General features: G+C 37.8%; 20 protein-coding genes. 8 read left to right on the top strand and 12 right to left on the bottom strand.

The annotated features are described in order from the left end of the window. The first annotated feature begins 8 nt into the window (after nt 1-8). Nucleotides 9-884: an N-carbamoylputrescine amidase gene (gene aguB / locus ACXYSN_RS02465; protein ID WP_458636033.1), complete on the top strand. Its 876-nt coding sequence runs from the start codon at nt 9-11 to the stop codon at nt 882-884. A gap of 31 nt (nt 885-915) precedes the next feature. On the opposite strand, the gene ACXYSN_RS02460 is transcribed toward aguB, so the two are convergent. From ACXYSN_RS02460 to ACXYSN_RS02450, 3 genes are read right to left on the bottom strand one after another with little or no spacing between them, the layout of a single operon-like run. Then, nucleotides 916-1,731, bottom strand: coding sequence for a TIGR03943 family putative permease subunit (locus ACXYSN_RS02460; protein ID WP_458636032.1), 816 nt, complete (start codon nt 1,729-1,731; stop codon nt 916-918). Then, entirely contained in the window at nt 1,728-2,633 is a 906-nt protein-coding gene (locus ACXYSN_RS02455; protein WP_458636031.1) for a permease, read from the bottom strand. The genes ACXYSN_RS02460 and ACXYSN_RS02455 overlap by 4 nt, the downstream gene beginning before the upstream one ends. After that, nucleotides 2,634-2,765: an SPJ_0845 family protein gene (locus ACXYSN_RS02450; protein WP_148131582.1), complete on the bottom strand. Its 132-nt coding sequence runs from the start codon at nt 2,763-2,765 to the stop codon at nt 2,634-2,636. Between the two features lie 155 nt (nt 2,766-2,920). On the opposite strand from ACXYSN_RS02450, the gene ACXYSN_RS02445 reads away from it, so the two are divergent. From ACXYSN_RS02445 to ACXYSN_RS02425, 5 genes are all read left to right on the top strand, one after another. Continuing rightward, nucleotides 2,921-5,050 carry a Tex family protein gene (locus ACXYSN_RS02445; protein WP_458636030.1) on the top strand — a complete coding sequence of 710 codons (2,130 nt, stop codon included), beginning with the start codon at nt 2,921-2,923 and terminating at the stop codon, nt 5,048-5,050. Then, on the top strand, nt 5,037-5,486 hold the full coding sequence (locus ACXYSN_RS02440) for a SprT family protein (RefSeq protein ID WP_458636029.1): 450 nt from the start codon (nt 5,037-5,039) through the stop codon (nt 5,484-5,486). Before ACXYSN_RS02445 ends, ACXYSN_RS02440 begins: the two co-directional genes overlap by 14 nt. Nucleotides 5,487-5,545: 59 nt before the next feature. Next, nucleotides 5,546-5,818: a PspC domain-containing protein gene (locus ACXYSN_RS02435; protein WP_458636028.1), complete on the top strand. Its 273-nt coding sequence runs from the start codon at nt 5,546-5,548 to the stop codon at nt 5,816-5,818. A gap of 341 nt (nt 5,819-6,159) precedes the next feature. Beyond that, the gene (locus ACXYSN_RS02430; RefSeq protein WP_006152604.1) at nt 6,160-6,918 is read left to right on the top strand and encodes an ABC transporter ATP-binding protein; all 759 of its coding nucleotides are present in this window, start codon (nt 6,160-6,162) and stop codon (nt 6,916-6,918) included. 1 nt (nt 6,919) lies between these two features. Next, nucleotides 6,920-8,908, top strand: a complete 1,989-nt coding sequence (locus tag ACXYSN_RS02425) for an ABC transporter permease (protein ID WP_458636027.1) — start codon at nt 6,920-6,922, stop codon at nt 8,906-8,908. Nucleotides 8,909-8,950: 42 nt separating this feature from the next. Here ACXYSN_RS02425 and ACXYSN_RS02420 read toward each other — a convergent pair whose 3' ends face one another. Further along, on the bottom strand, nt 8,951-9,646 hold the full coding sequence (locus tag ACXYSN_RS02420) for a VIT1/CCC1 transporter family protein (protein WP_458636026.1): 696 nt from the start codon (nt 9,644-9,646) through the stop codon (nt 8,951-8,953). A 191-nt stretch (nt 9,647-9,837) separates the two neighbouring features. Between ACXYSN_RS02420 and ACXYSN_RS02415 the strand changes: the two genes are divergently transcribed. After that, a complete protein-coding gene (locus ACXYSN_RS02415) occupies nt 9,838-11,118 on the top strand; it encodes an O-acetylhomoserine aminocarboxypropyltransferase/cysteine synthase family protein (RefSeq protein WP_458636025.1) in 1,281 nt (426 codons plus the stop codon). A gap of 63 nt (nt 11,119-11,181) precedes the next feature. Further along, the gene (gene radC, locus ACXYSN_RS02410) at nt 11,182-11,862 is read left to right on the top strand and encodes a RadC family protein (protein WP_458636024.1); all 681 of its coding nucleotides are present in this window, start codon (nt 11,182-11,184) and stop codon (nt 11,860-11,862) included. Nucleotides 11,863-11,960: 98 nt separating this feature from the next. Here the strand turns inward: radC and ACXYSN_RS02405 are convergent, their stop codons facing one another. The 8 genes from ACXYSN_RS02405 to ACXYSN_RS02370 form a co-directional block, all read right to left on the bottom strand. Beyond that, nucleotides 11,961-12,374, bottom strand: a complete 414-nt coding sequence (locus tag ACXYSN_RS02405) for a hypothetical protein (RefSeq protein WP_458636023.1) — start codon at nt 12,372-12,374, stop codon at nt 11,961-11,963. 24 nt (nt 12,375-12,398) lie between these two features. Then, entirely contained in the window at nt 12,399-13,088 is a 690-nt protein-coding gene (locus ACXYSN_RS02400) for a gamma-glutamyl-gamma-aminobutyrate hydrolase family protein (RefSeq protein WP_458636022.1), read from the bottom strand. Nucleotides 13,089-13,103: 15 nt separating this feature from the next. Then, nucleotides 13,104-13,745 (bottom strand): redox-sensing transcriptional repressor Rex, encoded by a 642-nt coding sequence (locus tag ACXYSN_RS02395; protein WP_458636021.1) that lies wholly within the window; start codon nt 13,743-13,745, stop codon nt 13,104-13,106. An 86-nt stretch (nt 13,746-13,831) separates the two neighbouring features. After that, the gene (locus tag ACXYSN_RS02390) at nt 13,832-14,041 is read right to left on the bottom strand and encodes a DUF4649 family protein (RefSeq protein WP_006150724.1); all 210 of its coding nucleotides are present in this window, start codon (nt 14,039-14,041) and stop codon (nt 13,832-13,834) included. A gap of 9 nt (nt 14,042-14,050) precedes the next feature. Further along, a complete protein-coding gene (locus ACXYSN_RS02385; protein WP_254725908.1) occupies nt 14,051-14,398 on the bottom strand; it encodes a DUF1831 domain-containing protein in 348 nt (115 codons plus the stop codon). 4 nt (nt 14,399-14,402) lie between these two features. After that, entirely contained in the window at nt 14,403-15,518 is a 1,116-nt protein-coding gene (locus ACXYSN_RS02380; protein ID WP_458636020.1) for a cysteine desulfurase family protein, read from the bottom strand. Between the two features lie 15 nt (nt 15,519-15,533). Continuing rightward, entirely contained in the window at nt 15,534-16,484 is a 951-nt protein-coding gene (locus ACXYSN_RS02375) for a ribose-phosphate diphosphokinase (protein ID WP_006150727.1), read from the bottom strand. Between the two features lie 123 nt (nt 16,485-16,607). Further along, a complete protein-coding gene (locus tag ACXYSN_RS02370; protein ID WP_458636019.1) occupies nt 16,608-17,177 on the bottom strand; it encodes a CYTH domain-containing protein in 570 nt (189 codons plus the stop codon). Nucleotides 17,178-17,265: the final 88 nt, after the last annotated feature.

Raw genomic sequence — 17,265 nt, 5'->3', positions numbered from 1 at the left:
AGAAAAAGATGAGAAATGTAACGGTTGCAGCTATTCAGATGCAATGCGCTAAGGATGTGGAAACGAATATCCAAACAGCTGAACGTCTAGTTCGACAAGCTGCTGAGCAAGGTGCGCAAATTATTCTCTTGCCTGAATTATTTGAACGTCCCTATTTCTGTCAGGAACGTCAGTATGAATACTACCAGTATGCCCAGTCGGTGACAGAAAATACAGCTATTCAGCATTTTAAAGTAATTGCCAAGGAACTAATGGTCGTTTTACCGATCAGTTTCTACGAAAAGGATTGTAATGTCTTATACAATTCGATAGCTGTCATTGATGCAGATGGAGAAGTACTAGGCGTTTATCGGAAGACTCACATTCCTGATGACCATTATTATCAAGAGAAATTCTTCTTTACTCCTGGAAATACTGGTTTTAAAATTTGGGATACTCGCTATGCCAAGATTGGTATTGGAATCTGCTGGGACCAGTGGTTCCCTGAAACAGCCCGTTGCCTTGCCTTAAATGGTGCAGAATTGCTCTTTTACCCAACAGCCATTGGTTCGGAGCCAATTTTAGATACAGATAGTTGTGGACATTGGCAACGTACCATGCAAGGACACGCAGCAGCAAATATTGTCCCAGTTATTGCAGCCAATCGTTATGGTTTGGAAGAAGTCACTCCTTGCGAGGAAAATGGAGGACAAAGTTCAAGTCTGAATTTCTACGGTTCATCCTTTATGACCGATGAAACAGGAGCTATCTTGACTCAAGCAGAACGACAAGACGAAGCCATCCTCTTAACTACTTATGATCTCGACAAGGGTGCAAATGAACGCCTAAACTGGGGCTTGTTTAGAGATAGAAGGCCGGACATGTATAAAGATATTGTGAGATAATAACAAAAAGTAGCCCGCTCAGGCTACTTTTTTAAAATTCTTTATAAACATAAGGGTTCTCAGGTTTGTCCACTTTGATGAAAGACTGGACTTCAAGGGTTGGGAGAACCTGGTTGAGTTCCTTATGATAGTGATTGCTAATCTTACCTTTGACTTTTACCCAGGTGTTATTCTCATAATGATTGGTATTTCCTATGGTTAAGAGGCCAAAAACTCCTGAATCAGCGATACAGTGCATAATACCAAAACGAAAAACAAATTGACTATTGGTATGATTTGGATCGTTGTAGACAAAGCCAATAAACTCGATTTCCTTGCCTTCAAATTCATTTGGATAATCATAGATAGCTTCCATGACCTCCAGGTAATTTTCATCATTGATAACTATACTAGATTGAGCTAAGTATTTATCAGCAGTTTTCCTAACAATATTTTCATGAGCTGTTTGTGAATAAAAGCGACTGGTATCCGGTTTGAGATATTGACTGCTCGTTCCTTCACTTGCTTGAATTGCCTTGTCAGTTCCTTCCGACAAAGGGAAATAATATCCTTTTGCCGATACTGTTTGTGAATCCAGAGTGACAGTTGGAAAGGTAAATCCAACTAACAAGGGTAAACTTAAGAGGATAAAACTAGCAAGCTTAGCTGAAAAACTATGCAAGTGACTATGTTCTTTCAAACGCTTGAAGCAAATATAGGCTTGAACAATGGCTAGTAACATAGATAAAACCATAGTGATATAAGCCAGATATGAGTAGTGGAGGTTTAGATACTGATTGAGCTTACCTGATAGGTGCAGATAAAGGGTTAAGATAAAATAGCCAAATAAGATAAAAAATCGAATCATAGCATCCCCCCGACTAGATAAGAATAGACAAGAACAACAAGAGTTACAATGGTCATGAATTGCCAAATAAAGCGAGTTTTAAGATAATTCTTCATCATGAGTAAGTTCTTGACATCAAGCATAGGGCCTATAACCAGAAAGGCAAGCACTGGAGCAAAGCCAAAACTAGAGAGAAGAGAAGAACCGATAAAGGCATCCGCTTCACTACAGAGTGATAGAAGGAAGGACAGGACCATCAAAAGAACAATAGCAAGTAGTGGTGTTGCGCTGATGGATGTCAGGATACGAGTTGGTACATAGACCTGGACTATGCTGGCAAAAAGACAGCCAAAGACCAAATAACGTCCCATATCAAAGAATTCATCAATAGCTTGGATAAAGACTTGAACCAGTTTTTGACTTTTTGACAAGTGAGAAAAATCATGCTCATGGCAAGCCAATCTATTTTCTTTTTGAATAGGTTCCTCCCAGACAAAACCAAGAAAGATTCCAAATATAGTAGCTACTAGAAATGCGCCTAAAGCTCTTAGGATAACCATTTGAATAGAATTACCAAAGGCTGAATAGGTCGCAAAAAGTACGATGGGATTGATGATAGGAGCTGTGACCAAAAAAGGAACAGCCGTATAGCTAGGAACCTTTTTCTCTAAGAAACGATTAATGATAGGAACAATTCCACATTCACAAGAAGGAAAGAGAAATCCTATAAAGGTACCAAAAAAGATTCTCCCCAAGCGATTTTTAGGGAGAAATTGATAAACTTTTTCAGGAGTGACATAGACTCCAATAGCACCAGAGATTATGCTACCAATTAAGACAAAGGGTAAAGCTTCAAGGATAATTGATAGAAAAATGGCACCAGCTTGTAAAACACTTGAATGCAGACTTTGAAAGAGATCCATCTATTTTTTCTTTTCTGCTTTTTCTTTCTTTTCTTTGTCATCAGGAAATGTTACTTGTTTCAAATCAGGAAGTTTGGCAAACTCTTCGAACATTTTATCTAAGTCATCAGTTTTTGTAAATTTAACAGCCATAAGGCATACCTCGATTCTTTTAGTTAACACTATTATACTATTATTTCTGGGAAATAGTTATATTTTATAATCAAGTTCCTTTTTATCTTTATAAAGTTGAAATAAAGCAACAAATTAATGAAAACAAGCTTTCGCGCTTATGGTATAATAGTTTCATGGATAAAAAATATGAAAAAATTTCCCAAGATTTGGGTGTAACTTTAAAGCAGATTGATACTGTCTTGTCTTTGACAGCAGAAGGAGCAACTATCCCCTTTATAGCCCGTTATCGGAAAGATATGACCGGAAGTCTAGATGAGGTGGCCATTAAGGCTATTATCGACCTCGATAAGAGTTTAACTGCTCTAAATGATCGTAAGGAAGCGGTCTTAGCAAAAATCAAAGAGCAAGGCAAGTTAACTAAGGAGTTAGAAGAAGCAATTCTATCAGCTGAAAAATTAGCAGATGTCGAAGAACTTTATCTTCCCTATAAGGAAAAACGTCGCACCAAGGCAACCATTGCGCGTGAGGCAGGGCTATTTCCTCTTGCTCGTTTAATCTTACAGAATGTTTCTGATCTAGAAAAGGAAGCAGAAACATTTGTATGTGAAGGTTTCGAGACCCCACAAGATGCTTTAGCAGGTGCTGTTGATATCTTGGTTGAAGCACTATCTGAAGATGTCAACTTGCGTTCAATGACTTATCAAGAGGTCCTTAGACATTCTAAGATTACTTCACAAGTCAAGGACGAAAGTTTGGATGAGAAGCAAGTTTTTCAGATTTATTACGATTTCTCAGAAACAGTTGCCAATATGCAGGGTTACCGTACGCTTGCTCTTAATCGTGGTGAGAAGCTAGGCATTTTGAAGATTGGATTTGAGCATGCAGTTGATCGTATTCAAGCCTTCTTTGCTGCTCGTTTCAAGGTTAAGAATGCTTATATAGACGAAGTGATTCAGCAATCTGTTAAGAAAAAAGTATTACCAGCTATTGAGCGTCGTATTCGTGCCGAGCTAACAGAAAAGGCAGAAGAAGGAGCTATCCAACTCTTCTCAGAAAACCTTCGAAATCTTCTCCTTGTTGCACCTCTTAAAGGGCGCGTGGTCCTTGGATTTGACCCTGCCTTTCGTACAGGTGCCAAGCTTGCAGTTGTAGATGCGACTGGGAAGATGCTGACAACGAAAGTTATTTATCCAGTCAAACCAGCTTCAGCTCGTCAGATTGAGGAAGCCAAACGTGATTTAGCAGATTTGATTGGCCAATACGGTGTTGAAATCATCGCTATCGGAAATGGAACTGCCAGCCGTGAGAGTGAAGCCTTTGTTGCTGAAGTTCTCAAAGATTTTCCAGAAGTCAGCTATGTTATTGTTAGCGAAAGTGGAGCTTCTGTATACTCTGCCAGCGAACTTGCCCGTCAAGAGTTTCCTGAGTTAACCGTTGAAAAACGTTCAGCTATTTCTATCGCTCGTCGTTTGCAAGACCCACTTGCAGAATTGGTTAAAATTGATCCCAAATCTATCGGTGTTGGTCAATACCAGCACGATGTTAGCCAAAAGAAATTGTCTGAAAGTCTGGACTTTGTCGTAGATACTGTCGTTAACCAAGTCGGTGTCAATGTCAACACAGCCAGTCCAGCGCTACTTTCCCATGTTGCAGGGCTTAACAAAACGATTTCAGAAAACATCGTTAAGTATCGTGAAGAAGAAGGCAAAATCACTTCTCGTGCTCAAATCAAGAAAGTACCTCGACTGGGAGCAAAAGCTTTTGAACAGGCAGCAGGTTTCCTTCGCATTCCTGAAAGCAGCAATATCCTTGATAATACAGGTGTTCACCCGGAAAACTATGGTGCTGTCAAGGAACTCTTCAAACGTTTGGACATTAAAGACCTAAATGAAGAAGCGCAAGCTAAACTCAAATCTATTTCAATCAAGGAAATAGCAAAAGAATTAGACCTTGGTCAAGAAACTCTTAAAGATATTATTGCAGACCTTCTCAAACCAGGTCGTGATTTCCGTGATTCTTTTGATGCTCCAGTTCTACGCCAAGATGTTTTGGATATCAAGGATTTAAAAGTTGGACAGAAACTTGAGGGAGTAGTTCGCAATGTCGTTGACTTCGGTGCCTTTGTTGACATTGGTATTCATGAGGATGGGCTTATTCATATTTCTCACATGAGTAAGAAATTTATCAAGCATCCTAGTCAAGTCGTTTCAGTTGGTGATTTGGTAACAGTTTGGGTAAAAAAAATCGATGTCCAACGCGAAAAAGTAAATCTGTCGCTCCTTGCACCAGATGAATCTAACTGATTACGTTAAACAAGTCTCTTTAGAAGACTTTGGAAAATCTTTCAAACACCAAGCACAATGGAACTCTCGTCTGCGGTCGACAGGTGGACGATTTTTCCCTAAGGATGGGCATTTAGACTTTAATCCAAAAGTCTATCAAGAGCTAGGGTTAGAAGTTTTTCGGAAGATTGTTCGTCACGAACTCTGTCATTATCATTTATACTACGAAGGTAAAGGATATAAACATAAAGATATAGCTTTTAAAGAACTGTTAAAAGAAGTAGACGGTCTCCGCTTTGTTCCTCCCTTATCAACTGCTTCTCAAAAACCAGCTTTGGTTTATAAATGTCACTCTTGTGGCCAAGCTTATCAGAGAAAACGTCGAATTGATACAAAACGTTATCGATGTGGTCTTTGTCATGGGAAGCTCATCCTACAAAATCAGCCCAAGGACTGATGCAGGGAGCTTTAGTTCATGTTATACTTACTTCAAGAATACCGAAAGAGGTACAAATCATGAATAAAAATTTTTATAAAATGAGACGAAATCGGATGATATCAGGAGTTCTTGCTGGACTATCTGATAGATGGGATCTTGATGTGACATTGGTACGCTTTATTTTTGCTATCTTTACAATCGCAAATTTTGGACTCGGAATCATCATCTATATCATCCTAGCCTATATCTTGCCAATCAAGGAAGATATCGAAGCTGACATGTACGGAACAGGCCCACGCAAAATGAAAGAAGCTGAACCAATCGATGATGACAAAGGTTGGTTTTGGTAACCATCTTACCATTTATTTGAACTATTAAACCCTTGTAATTACAAGGGTTTTTCTTTTGCTTAAAAATTTGTGGTAAACTAATAGTAGTTCATATCGAAAAAAATAATCTAATCTTACAAAAATGTAAGATTAAAGCTCCATTTGTAAGGTTATGTTATGGAACCAACTCTTTTTTTAGAGTACACTTATATCATAAAGATAAAGGAGCAAAACAATGAAAAATATTTTACAGAAGAAACAAACAAGTAAACCGAGCCCTAAGGATATCGAGCGAGTTGAGCTCGGCATTCAAATGATGCAGGCTCAGTTTCAATTAATGGGATATTAAAAAGGAGATTATCATGACACTATTAGATGTAAAACACGTACAAAAGATTTATAAAACTCGCTTTCAAGGCAACCAAGTAGAAGCCCTGAAAGATATTCACTTTACCGTTGAAAAAGGCGACTACGTCGCTATCATGGGTGAGTCTGGATCTGGAAAATCTACTCTACTCAATATTCTTGCTATGCTTGACAAGCCAACGCGTGGGCAGGTCTTCCTAAACGGAACTGACACAGCCACCATTAAAAATTCTGAAGCATCAAGCTTCCGTCGTGAAAAGTTAGGCTTTGTCTTCCAAGATTTTAATTTGTTAGATACGCTTTCTGTTAAAGACAATATCTTACTCCCTTTGGTATTGTCTAGAAAGCCTATTACAGAAATGATGAAAAAATTGGTCGTAACGGCTGAAAATCTTGGCATCAATCAATTGCAGGAGAAGTACCCTTATGAAATCTCTGGAGGGCAAAAACAACGGGTAGCAGTTGCACGGGCTATCATCACAGAACCAGAAATTCTTCTTGCGGACGAGCCAACAGGTGCCCTAGACTCTAAATCGTCTGCAGCCCTCCTTGATATCTTTGATCAGATCAACGAGCAAGGACAAACCATTCTCATGGTAACCCACTCAACAGCTGCGGCCAGCCGTGCAAAACGTGTTCTTTTCATCAAGGACGGTATTCTCTATAATCAAATTTATCGAGGTGAAAAGACGGATCGTCAGATGTTCCAAGAAATCTCTGACACCTTGACTGTTATGGCAAGTGAGGTGAACTAGTATGTTTCGATTAACCAATAAGTTGGCCATTTCCAACTTAATCAAAAACCGCAAACTCTATTACCCTTTTGCACTGTCTGTCATTTTGGCAGTCACTATAAGCTATCTCTTTTACTCTCTGACCTTCAATCCCAAGATTGCGGAAATCCGTGGAGGATCCACCATTCAAGCTACTCTAGGATTTGGTATGTTTGTCGTCACTCTTGCGTCAGCCATTATCGTCCTTTATGCCAATAGTTTTGTTATGAAAAACCGCTCCAAGGAGTTGGGGATTTATGGTATGTTGGGCTTGGAGAAGCGTCATCTGATCAGTATGACCTTTAAAGAGTTGGTGATATTTGGAATTCTAACTGTTGGAGCAGGTATCGGTGTTGGAGCCTTGTTTGACAAGTTGATTTTCGCGTTCTTGCTTAAACTGATGAAATTAAAGGTTGAGATGGTCGCTACCTTCCAGATGAAAGTTGTCATTACAGTACTTGTTGTCTTTGGTTTGATTTTCCTAGGCCTCATGTTTCTGAATGCCCTTCGAATCGCCCGTATGAATGCCCTCCAGCTCTCGCGTGAGAAAGCAAGCGGAGAGAAAAAAGGTCGCTTCCTTCTTCTCCAAACCATTCTTGGTTCCATTAGCTTAGGGATTGGCTATTATCTTGCCCTTACAGTAAAAGATCCTCTTACAGCCCTAACAACATTTTTCCTAGCTGTTTTGCTGGTTATCTTTGGTACTTATCTTTTGTTCAATGCAGGGATTACAGTTTTCCTTCAAATCTTAAAGAAAAATAAAAAATACTATTACCAACCAAATAATCTCATCCCAGTGTCCAACTTGATTTTCCGTATGAAGAAAAATGCGGTTGGACTAGCAACTATCGCAATTTTGTCAACAATGGTTTTAGTAACCATGTCAGCAGCAACAAGCATTTTCAATGCCTCAGAAAGCTTTAAAAAAGTGATGAATCCGCATGACTTTGGGATTACTGGACAAAATGTTGAAAAAGAAGATTTGGACAAACTCTTGAGCCAGTTTGCAAGTGACAAAGGTTATAGTGTCAAAGAGAAAGAAGTTCTTCGTTACAGTAACTTTGGTGTTGCAAATCAAGAAGGAACCAAGTTAACCATTTTTGAAAAAGGACAAAACCGTGTCCAACCAAAAACAGTTTTCATGGTATTTGACCAAAAAGAATATGAAAATATGACTGGTCAAAAACTTTCTCTATCAGGCAATGAGGTCGGACTCTTTGCTAAGAATGATGGACTAAAAGGACAGAAAAATCTAACTTTAAATGACCATCAATTTTCTGTAAAAGAAGAATTTACTAAAGATTTTATTGTGAACCATGTCCCAAATCAGTTTAATATTTTTACTGCTGATTACAATTATCTTGTTGTTCCAGATTTACAAGCCTTTTTGGACCAATTCTCAGATTCGGCTATCTATAATCAGCTTTACGGTGGTATGAATGTAAATATCAGTGAAGAAGAACAAATCAAGGTCGCTGAAGAATATGAAAAATACTTACAAAAGTTTAATGCTCAATTAAACACTGAAGGTAGCTATGTGTATGGTAGCAATCTAGCAGATGCTAGTGCTCAAATGAGTGTCCTCTTTGGCGGTGTCTTCTTTATTGGTATTTTCCTATCCATTATCTTTATGGTCGGAACTGTTCTGGTCATCTACTACAAACAAATTTCTGAAGGATATGAAGACCGTGAGCGCTTTGTTATCCTGCAAAAAGTTGGCTTAGACCAAAAACAAATCAAGCAAACTATTAACAAGCAAGTTTTGACTGTCTTCTTCCTTCCGCTAATCTTCGCCTTTCTACATTTGGCCTTTGCTTATCACATGTTAAGTTTGATTCTCAAGGTTATTGGAGTTATCGATACAGCCATGATGTTAACCGTAACACTTTCTATCTGTGGGATCTTTGCCCTCATCTACGTACTTATCTTTATGATTACTTCAAGAAGCTATCGTAAGATTATCCAGCTATAATAAAAAATAAATACCTCGATTTTTTCGAGGTATTTTTATGTTTTAAATGCTAAACAATTGTCCAAATAGATAAGTAACACCCATGGTCAAAAGGCCGATGCAAAGGTTACGAATCATAGCTATTTTGGTTGGTGCTTTTCCAAGTTTGGCACTTGTATATCCAGTGACTAGAAGTGAAATTGCTACAATAACAACAGTAGCAGGGATTCGGTATTCGCTTGGGAAAATGGTAATTGAAAGCATTGGCGGAAGACTTCCGAGGACAAAGGCAATAAAGCTAGATGCTGCAGCATGCCAAGGATTAGTGAATTCTTCATATTCGATTCCGTACTTTTCCTCGACTAGAGCCTTAAGTGGATTTTTTAGAAAAGCTTTGTTAACTAATAGTTGGGCTGATGTTTCACACTCACCATTTTGAAGATAAGCTGCGTAGAGAGATTTTTTAGCAGCTTCCATATCTTTATCCAAAAGTAGTTGTTCGCGGGCTACCGCGGCTTCCTCAGTGTCTTTCTGAGTAGATACGGATACATACTCGCCGCCAGCCATAGAAAAGGCACCAGCAAGAATTGCAGCTAATCCTGAGAGGAAGATAATCCAGATATTCGTTGTAGCACTCGCTACGCCGATAACAACTCCAGCGATAGAGATGATTCCATCATTTGCTCCCAGTACACCAGCGCGCAAGATATTTAAACGGCCAGCAAAGTTTGCATCAATTTCATGAGTAATTTCTGACATAGTGATCTCCTTTCTAAACATTATAAAGTATAGGAGCAGTGAATACAAACTTTTTAAACTATCTGAAAAAAGTTCTACAATTCTAATAATAGCCATAGCTATTTCTTATGCCAATATATAATAAAGTTGTATTTGTAACTAACTGACATAGATGATACAATTATTTTAATGAAATCTTTGGAGGTCTGATAATGACTCGTGAATTTAAATTTGAAACCCTACAATTGCATGCTGGACAAGTAGTAGATGCTACTACCAAGTCTCGTGCTGTCCCTATTTATCAAACAACATCTTTTGTATTTGAAGATACACAGGAGGGTGCAGACCTTTTTGCCCTTCAAAAAGCTGGAAATCTCTATACTCGTATTACCAATCCAACAACTTCAGCTTTTGAAGAGCGTATTGCAGCACTAGAAGGCGGAGTAGGTGCACTTGCCACAGCTTCTGGGATGGCAGCTCTTACTTATACTATACTTGGACTTGCTCATGCAGGAGACCACGTGGTTGCAGCTTCAACTATCTACGGTGGGACCTTTAACCTTTTGAAAGAAACCCTTCCTCGTTACGGAATCACCACAACTTTTGTTGATATTGATAATCTAGAAGAAGTAGAGGCAGCGATTAAAGACAATACCAAACTTGTTTTGATTGAAACTTTGGGTAATCCGGTTATCAACATTCCTGATATTGAAAAAATAGCTGAAATTGCTCACAATCACCAAATTCCTTTGGTTGCTGATAATACATTTGCAACACCATATCTCATTAATGTCTTTTCACACGGTGTAGATATCTCAGTTCACTCGGCTACTAAGTTTATCGGAGGACACGGTACAACAATCGGTGGTGTTATCGTTGATAGTGGGAAGTTTGACTGGGCAGCTTCAGGGAAATTCCCTCAATTTGTCAATGAAGATCCAAGCTACCATAATTTAAGCTATACTCGTGATGTAGGTGCTGCAGCCTTCATCGTTGCTGCTCGTGTTCAATTGCTTCGCGATATGGGAGCTGCCCTTTCACCATTTAACTCATTCTTGCTCCTACAAGGTCTTGAAACACTATCTCTCCGTGTTGAACGTCATGTTCAAAATGCTGAGAAAATTGTTGATTTCCTGGTTAATCATCCAAAGGTTGAAAAAGTCAACTATCCAAAATTAGCTGATAGCCCTTACCATGCCTTGGCGGAGAAATATTTACCAAAAGGTGTTGGTTCAATCTTTACCTTCCATGTTAAAGGTGGAGAAGCAGAAGCTCGTAAGGTGATTGATAGCTTAGAAATCTTTTCAAACCTTGCAAACGTAGCAGATGCCAAATCATTAGTCGTTCATCCGGCAACTACAACTCATGCTCAATTGTCTGACTCTGATCTAGAAGCAGCAGGAGTAACTAAAAATCAAATCCGACTTTCAATCGGTCTTGAAAATGTCGATGATTTGATTGAAGATTTACGACTAGCACTTGAAAAAATCTAAAAATAACTAGTTTTTATGAAATTAAGCATCCTTCTCACGAATAATAAAGTGAGGAGGATTTTTATGTATAGTATTTCATTTCAAGAAGATTCACTTTTACCAAGAGAAAGACTAGTTAGGGAAGGAGTAGAAGCTCTCAGCAATCAAGAATTACTAGCTATTTTGCTAAGAACAGGAACAAAACAGGCTAATGTTTTTGAAATAGCACAGAAGGTCTTAAATCAGCTAACATGTTTAACCGACCTAAAAAGAATGAGCCTACAGGAATTGCAGACTCTATCGGGTATTGGACGTGTTAAGGCTATCGAATTACAAGCTGTTATCGAATTAGGCTACCGTATCCATAAAAGGGAAACAGTGGAAATGGAGAGTATCCTTAGTAGTCGAAAGTTAGCTAAAAAGATGCAAGCTGAGCTTGGAGATAAAAAACAAGAGCACCTAGTAGCGCTCTATCTGAATACACAAAATCAAATCATTCACCAGCAGACTATTTTTATTGGGTCAGCTACTAGAAGTATTGCTGAACCGAGAGAAATTCTCCACTATGCCCTAAAGCACATGGCAACATCTGTGATTCTGGTTCATAATCATCCATCAGGAGCAGTAGTTCCTAGTCCTAATGATGACCATGTTACCAAGCTTGTTAAAGAAGCCTGCGAGATAATGGGTTTGGTCTTATTGGATCATCTAATTGTTTCTCATTCTGATTACTTTAGTTATCGAGAGAAGACAGACTTGATATAGAATTAATCAGTGAAATTTAGACCCCTTATTAAGCTCTTGTAAAGCATAGGATTCTACTTCGTTCATATCAATTTTAGGAAGAGGATCAATTGTTGGGACTAGTAATTTTTCTTGTACGATAAAGTCGACAATCGCATTGAAATCTTTAATTTTATAATATTTTTTTGAGTGGATGAGAATATCTCTGTAAAAAAAATCGATGAACGAAATCTGCCTTTAAATTTGGCATCTGCCTTTTTACAAAATTGTTTCGCTTTTTTAGACCACTCTTTAAGTTGTTTTTGTTTTTCTTTTTGAGATAGTTTATCAAGATTCTCTTTATCCTTAGAAAATGATTGATAACTTTCAGCTGTTAAAAGTCTGTATAGATTAGAAAGTTGAAAGCAAACCTCTATTTTCTTTTCCTTATCAATTAAGAAATGATCAAATTCCTTGCTCTTAACAGATGTGAAAATATTCGTTTCTATATCTCTCAAAATTTCATGAGTTGAAGGGATTTTAAGTTCATTCATAATTAATTAACCAATTCATCGAATTTAAAGTTCATTGACGACATAGTCAAAAAGTGTTTTATCTTTTGGGCGATTTTCAAAAAGAAATTCTGGATGCCATTGAACACCAAGATAAGGGAACCCATCCGTACTTATAATAGCCTCAATAACACCATCCTTAGGATCATATGCTATAACCTTAAGATTAGGTGCCAAATCTTTAATGCTCTGATGGTGGAAAGAGTTGATATGAGAGATTTCTCCATAGATTTCTCGAAGGATAGTATCTGGTTCGGTAACAAGTCGCTGACTAGTATATTCAGCAGAAGTATCTTGCCAATGGTCTTCGATATCTTGGTAAAGTGTTCCCCCCATGGCAACATTAAAGAGCTGGGTACCACGACAGACCGAAAAAATTGGTTTATTCTGTTTGATTGCTTCTTTGATAAGTGCTAGTTCAAAAATATCTCTTTGAAGATGGTAGTCATCACTATCGATAGCCTTTGGTTCACTATAGTATTTTGGGTCAACATTTTGCCCACCTGTAAGGATAAGTTTATCAATTAAACTAATGTAGTAACTGGCCATTTCTTCATCACCAATTGGTAGGATAATGGGGATACCTCCAGCTTCTTTAACACCTTCAACAAAACCTTTTGCTGCATAACTGAGCATGATATCATCATCTGGATGAGCTTTTTCATTTCCTGTAATCCCAATAACTGGTTTATTCATAAATACTTACGCTTTCTAATCCTCTTTACGCATAAAATAGAGGAGAGTTTGAAGTTCACTTGTAAGATCGACATACTGAACAACTACTTCTTTAGGAAGATGTAGGTGAACAGGAGAAAAACTGAGAATACCTTTGATGCCAGCATCAACCAACAATTCAGCAACTTCCTGAGATTTAACACTAGGAACAGTTAGAATCGCTGTCTTTATATTGGCATCCTTGATTTTTTCTTTTATTTGCGATATTCCGTAGATTGGAACACCGTCAGGAGTCTGGGTACCAACCTCAGGATGATCATCTAGGTCAAAAGCCATAACGATTTTCATCTTATTACGCTCGTGAAAGCGGTAGTGGAGGAGGGCATGTCCCATATTTCCAATACCAACCAGCATAACGTTGGTAATAGAGTTATCATTTAAAAGATCGGCAAAAAAATTCATGAGCTTCTTGACATCATAGCCAAAGCCACGTCTTCCAAGTTCGCCAAAGTAAGAGAAGTCACGACGAACAGTCGCAGAATCTATACCAATTGCCTCTGCAATTTGTTTGGAATTAGCTCTTTCAATTTTCTCAGCATTAAATCTTTTAAAAATACGATAGTAGAGAGAAAGTCTCTTTGCTGTTGCCTTTGGAATAGCAGACTGTTTTTCTTTCACAAAATCACAACCTTTCTAACTACTATTTTATAGAAAGCTTGTGAAAATTGCAACAATAACGAAAAAAAACTAAGAAAAATCTTAGTTTAGGTATTTTCGTGATAGGTTGTTAAAAAACGATAGAGGTTCCCAAGAAGACCTTGATAGATTTCAACTCCATTGTGTGTTAATGAAGTGATAAGAGTCGTATCAGGAAGGGTTACACAACCCGATAGAGAGAGCATAAGAGCTTCATAGTCTTCATATTCTTGCACACGCTCTACTTGATAGGAGTCCTTGTAAGTTAATCGAAACATAATAATCTTCTACCTTTCGCTTTTTGTAAATACGCCACGCTCAACAAGACTATCCATCAAGAAGTAGAATTTCTCTTGGTGGATATGTGTTTCTTCTGATTTGAAAATATCAACTAAACGCAGACCAGATTTATCAGTGATATTGATTTTCGCGCCTGTTAAGTCTTTATTAATGATAATTTTCAGCTGGAAACCTTCTCCACTATTTGGAACCTTTTCAAGTAGACGTGTCAGTTCATAGTTACCAACTTTAGTTTCAAAAAAAGTATTATCTTTAAGAGTAAATTTCTTTACAGTTGGGCTAAGTGTGTAATCGTAACGGCAATTTTTTAGTTTAATTGTTTGTTCGAATGCCATTGAGTTATCCTCCGATGATATTTTTAAGAGTATTAGCGAGAGTTATCATCTCTTGTTCTGTATTTTGAGGTGAAATGCTGATACGAACGGATTCGTGCAAACGAGGTGAATCTTCTCCGTAGAGTGCCTGAAGAACATGACTGACCTGAACAACACCAGCAGTACAAGCAGAACCAGTCGAGATAGAAATCCCTTCAAGGTCTAGACGAAGTAGCAGTAGGTCGTTTCGTTGTCCTGGAAATCCAATGTTGAGGACATAGGGAAGTTGCTCTTTACCTTGGTTTAGATAGTAGTTTGATCCATCCATTTCAGCTAGAAATGTTTCTTGTAGTTTTTGAACTTTTTCGAAATTAGGCTCTATATGTTCAAGATCATCCTTTAGAGCTGCGACCATCCCTATAATTGCAGGAAGGTTTTCTGTTCCTGCTCTTTTTTTCTGTTCTTGATCTCCACCGTGTAGATAAGAATCAAAATCTGTAGAAGCTGCATAGAGGAAACCAACACCTTTAGGACCATAAAACTTATGAGCAGAAGCACTGAGAAAATCAATCCCCAATTCTTCAGGGAGAATCTCTAATTTACCAACCGCCTGAACTGCATCAACATGATAAACAGCTGGATGATTTTTTAGAACATCACCAATTTCATCAATCGGTAATAGAGTTCCTGTTTCATTGTTTGCAAACATAGTAGATACTAAGATGGTATCTTCACGGAGTGCATTTTTGACTTGGTCTGCAGTGATTTCTTGATTTACAGGTTTCAAAACAGTTACTTCAAACCCGAAATTTTCAACCAAATATTCAATTGGTTCAAGCACAGCGTGATGCTCAATAGCAGTAGTAATGATGTGTTTCCCACGCCCTTGGTGACGAAGGCAGTAACCAATAATTGCTGTATTATTACTTTCTGTACCACCAGAGGTGAAGAAAACGTGCTGTGGCTTTGTTCCTAGTAAACTCGCTAACTCTTGACGCGCTTCTCGTAATAATTTACCTGCTTGACGTCCATGGCTATGAATACTAGAAGGGTTCCCATATGTTTCTTGCATGACTTGAGTCATTGCTGAGATAGCTACAGGTGACATGGGTGTCGTAGCAGCATTATCCAAATAAATCAAAAACTCACCTAATTTCTATTTAAATTTAAACAGTGGACTAACTGGTTTTCTTTCATGAATACGAACCATGGCATCACCAATTAATTCGCTTGCAGTAATGTATTTTACATTTTTTGGTTTTTTACTTTCTGTTACGACAGAATCTGTAACCAAGATTTCTTTGATATTAGCTGCATCAAGCAATTCTGCAGCGCTGTCAACGAAAAGTCCATGACTTGAAACTGCATAGATTTCAGTTGCACCATCGCGTTCTAGGATTTTAGCAGCTTCAGAGAAAGTACGACCTGTATTTAGAATATCATCAATCAAGATTGCTTTCTTGCCTTCAACCTCACCGATAATGTATCCCTGACTACGTTCAGAATCATCTTGAGCATAGTCGATGATAGCAATCGGTGCATCAAGGTACTCAGCAAGGCTACGAGCACGTTTTACGCCTGAATTTTTAGGGCTAACAACAACCACATCTGAACCTGTCAAACCTTTATCGCAATAATGTTTTGCAAAAAGAGGAATTGTGTAGAGGTTGTCAACAGGAATATCAAAGAAACCTTGAACCTGAACAGCGTGAAGATCAAGTGTCAATACACGACTAACTCCGGCTTTAACCAACATATTTGCAACAAGTTTAGCTGTAAGGGGTTCGCGAGAAGAAGCGATACGGTCTTGACGAGCATAACCAAAATAAGGCATGACAACATTGATTGTATTTGCACTAGCACGAACACAGGCATCAACAGTAATTAAAAGTTCCATCAAATGATTGCTAACAGGATAAGAAGTAGACTGGATGATATAAACATCATAGCCACGAACACTTTCTTCGATGTTAACTTGGATTTCACCATCTGAGAATTGACGTGATGATAATTTTCCAAGGGGAACACCTGCAGCATCTGCGATTTTTTGAGCAATTTCATGGTTTGATGAAAGTGAAAAAAGCTTCATATTCTTTGTATCTGACATTGATAAACCGTCCTCTATAAACTACGTGAATCAGCAAAAGCAAACAATTTTAAAACAAGTGTTTTCTGTTACAGATTCTAATATTTTTTATCTCTTTTATTTTATCAAAAAAAGTTGATTATTTCAGGATTTTTTCATATTTTCTATAAATCGTACTAATTTTGAAGGTGCTTTCTTGTATTCGATATTATTTGCCTGTAAAAACTCCTGAAAATCAAGACTTCCCTGGTCTCCATTTTCGACTTCCAGCTCTAATTCATAATCAACAACATCGAAGTAGGTACTTTGATCTAGTGCCATCAGTCCGATAGAAGTCTCTTTCTCATAACGAACAGTGGTTAAACAACCTAAAACAACCCATCCACTTGGTGAAACACCTCGATTTGAAAGTTCTTCTAAAATCATACCCTGAGGAAGTTTGCATTCCTCTAAACATTTCTTTGCCTCTTCTAGAGTGAGAGCTTGATTGTATTCCATATTGCCTACAGCTTGAGGAATTTTTATCGTTAATTCAGCGCTATCTTCAAAAGTCCGAATACGCATGGCTATCTTATTGCTACGTAGCTTATAGTCACAAGTATCTAAGTAGTAGTTGTTTTGCGTAATAGGAGTAATATCCGAAAAATATTCTTTTAATTTTATATAGTCTTCTTTTTTTAGAAGAGTTTTTAATTCTATTTCTAAATGTTTCATTTTGAGAACCTTTTATTTTGTTTGAAAGCGATTTATGGTATAATAATAACTGTATTTATTGTATATGATTTTCAAATGAAAATCAAAG

This window comes from Streptococcus sp. V869 (assembly GCF_054353515.1).
The sequence above is the reverse complement of the archived record's forward strand: the minus strand, read 5'-3'. Positions and strand labels throughout refer to the sequence as shown.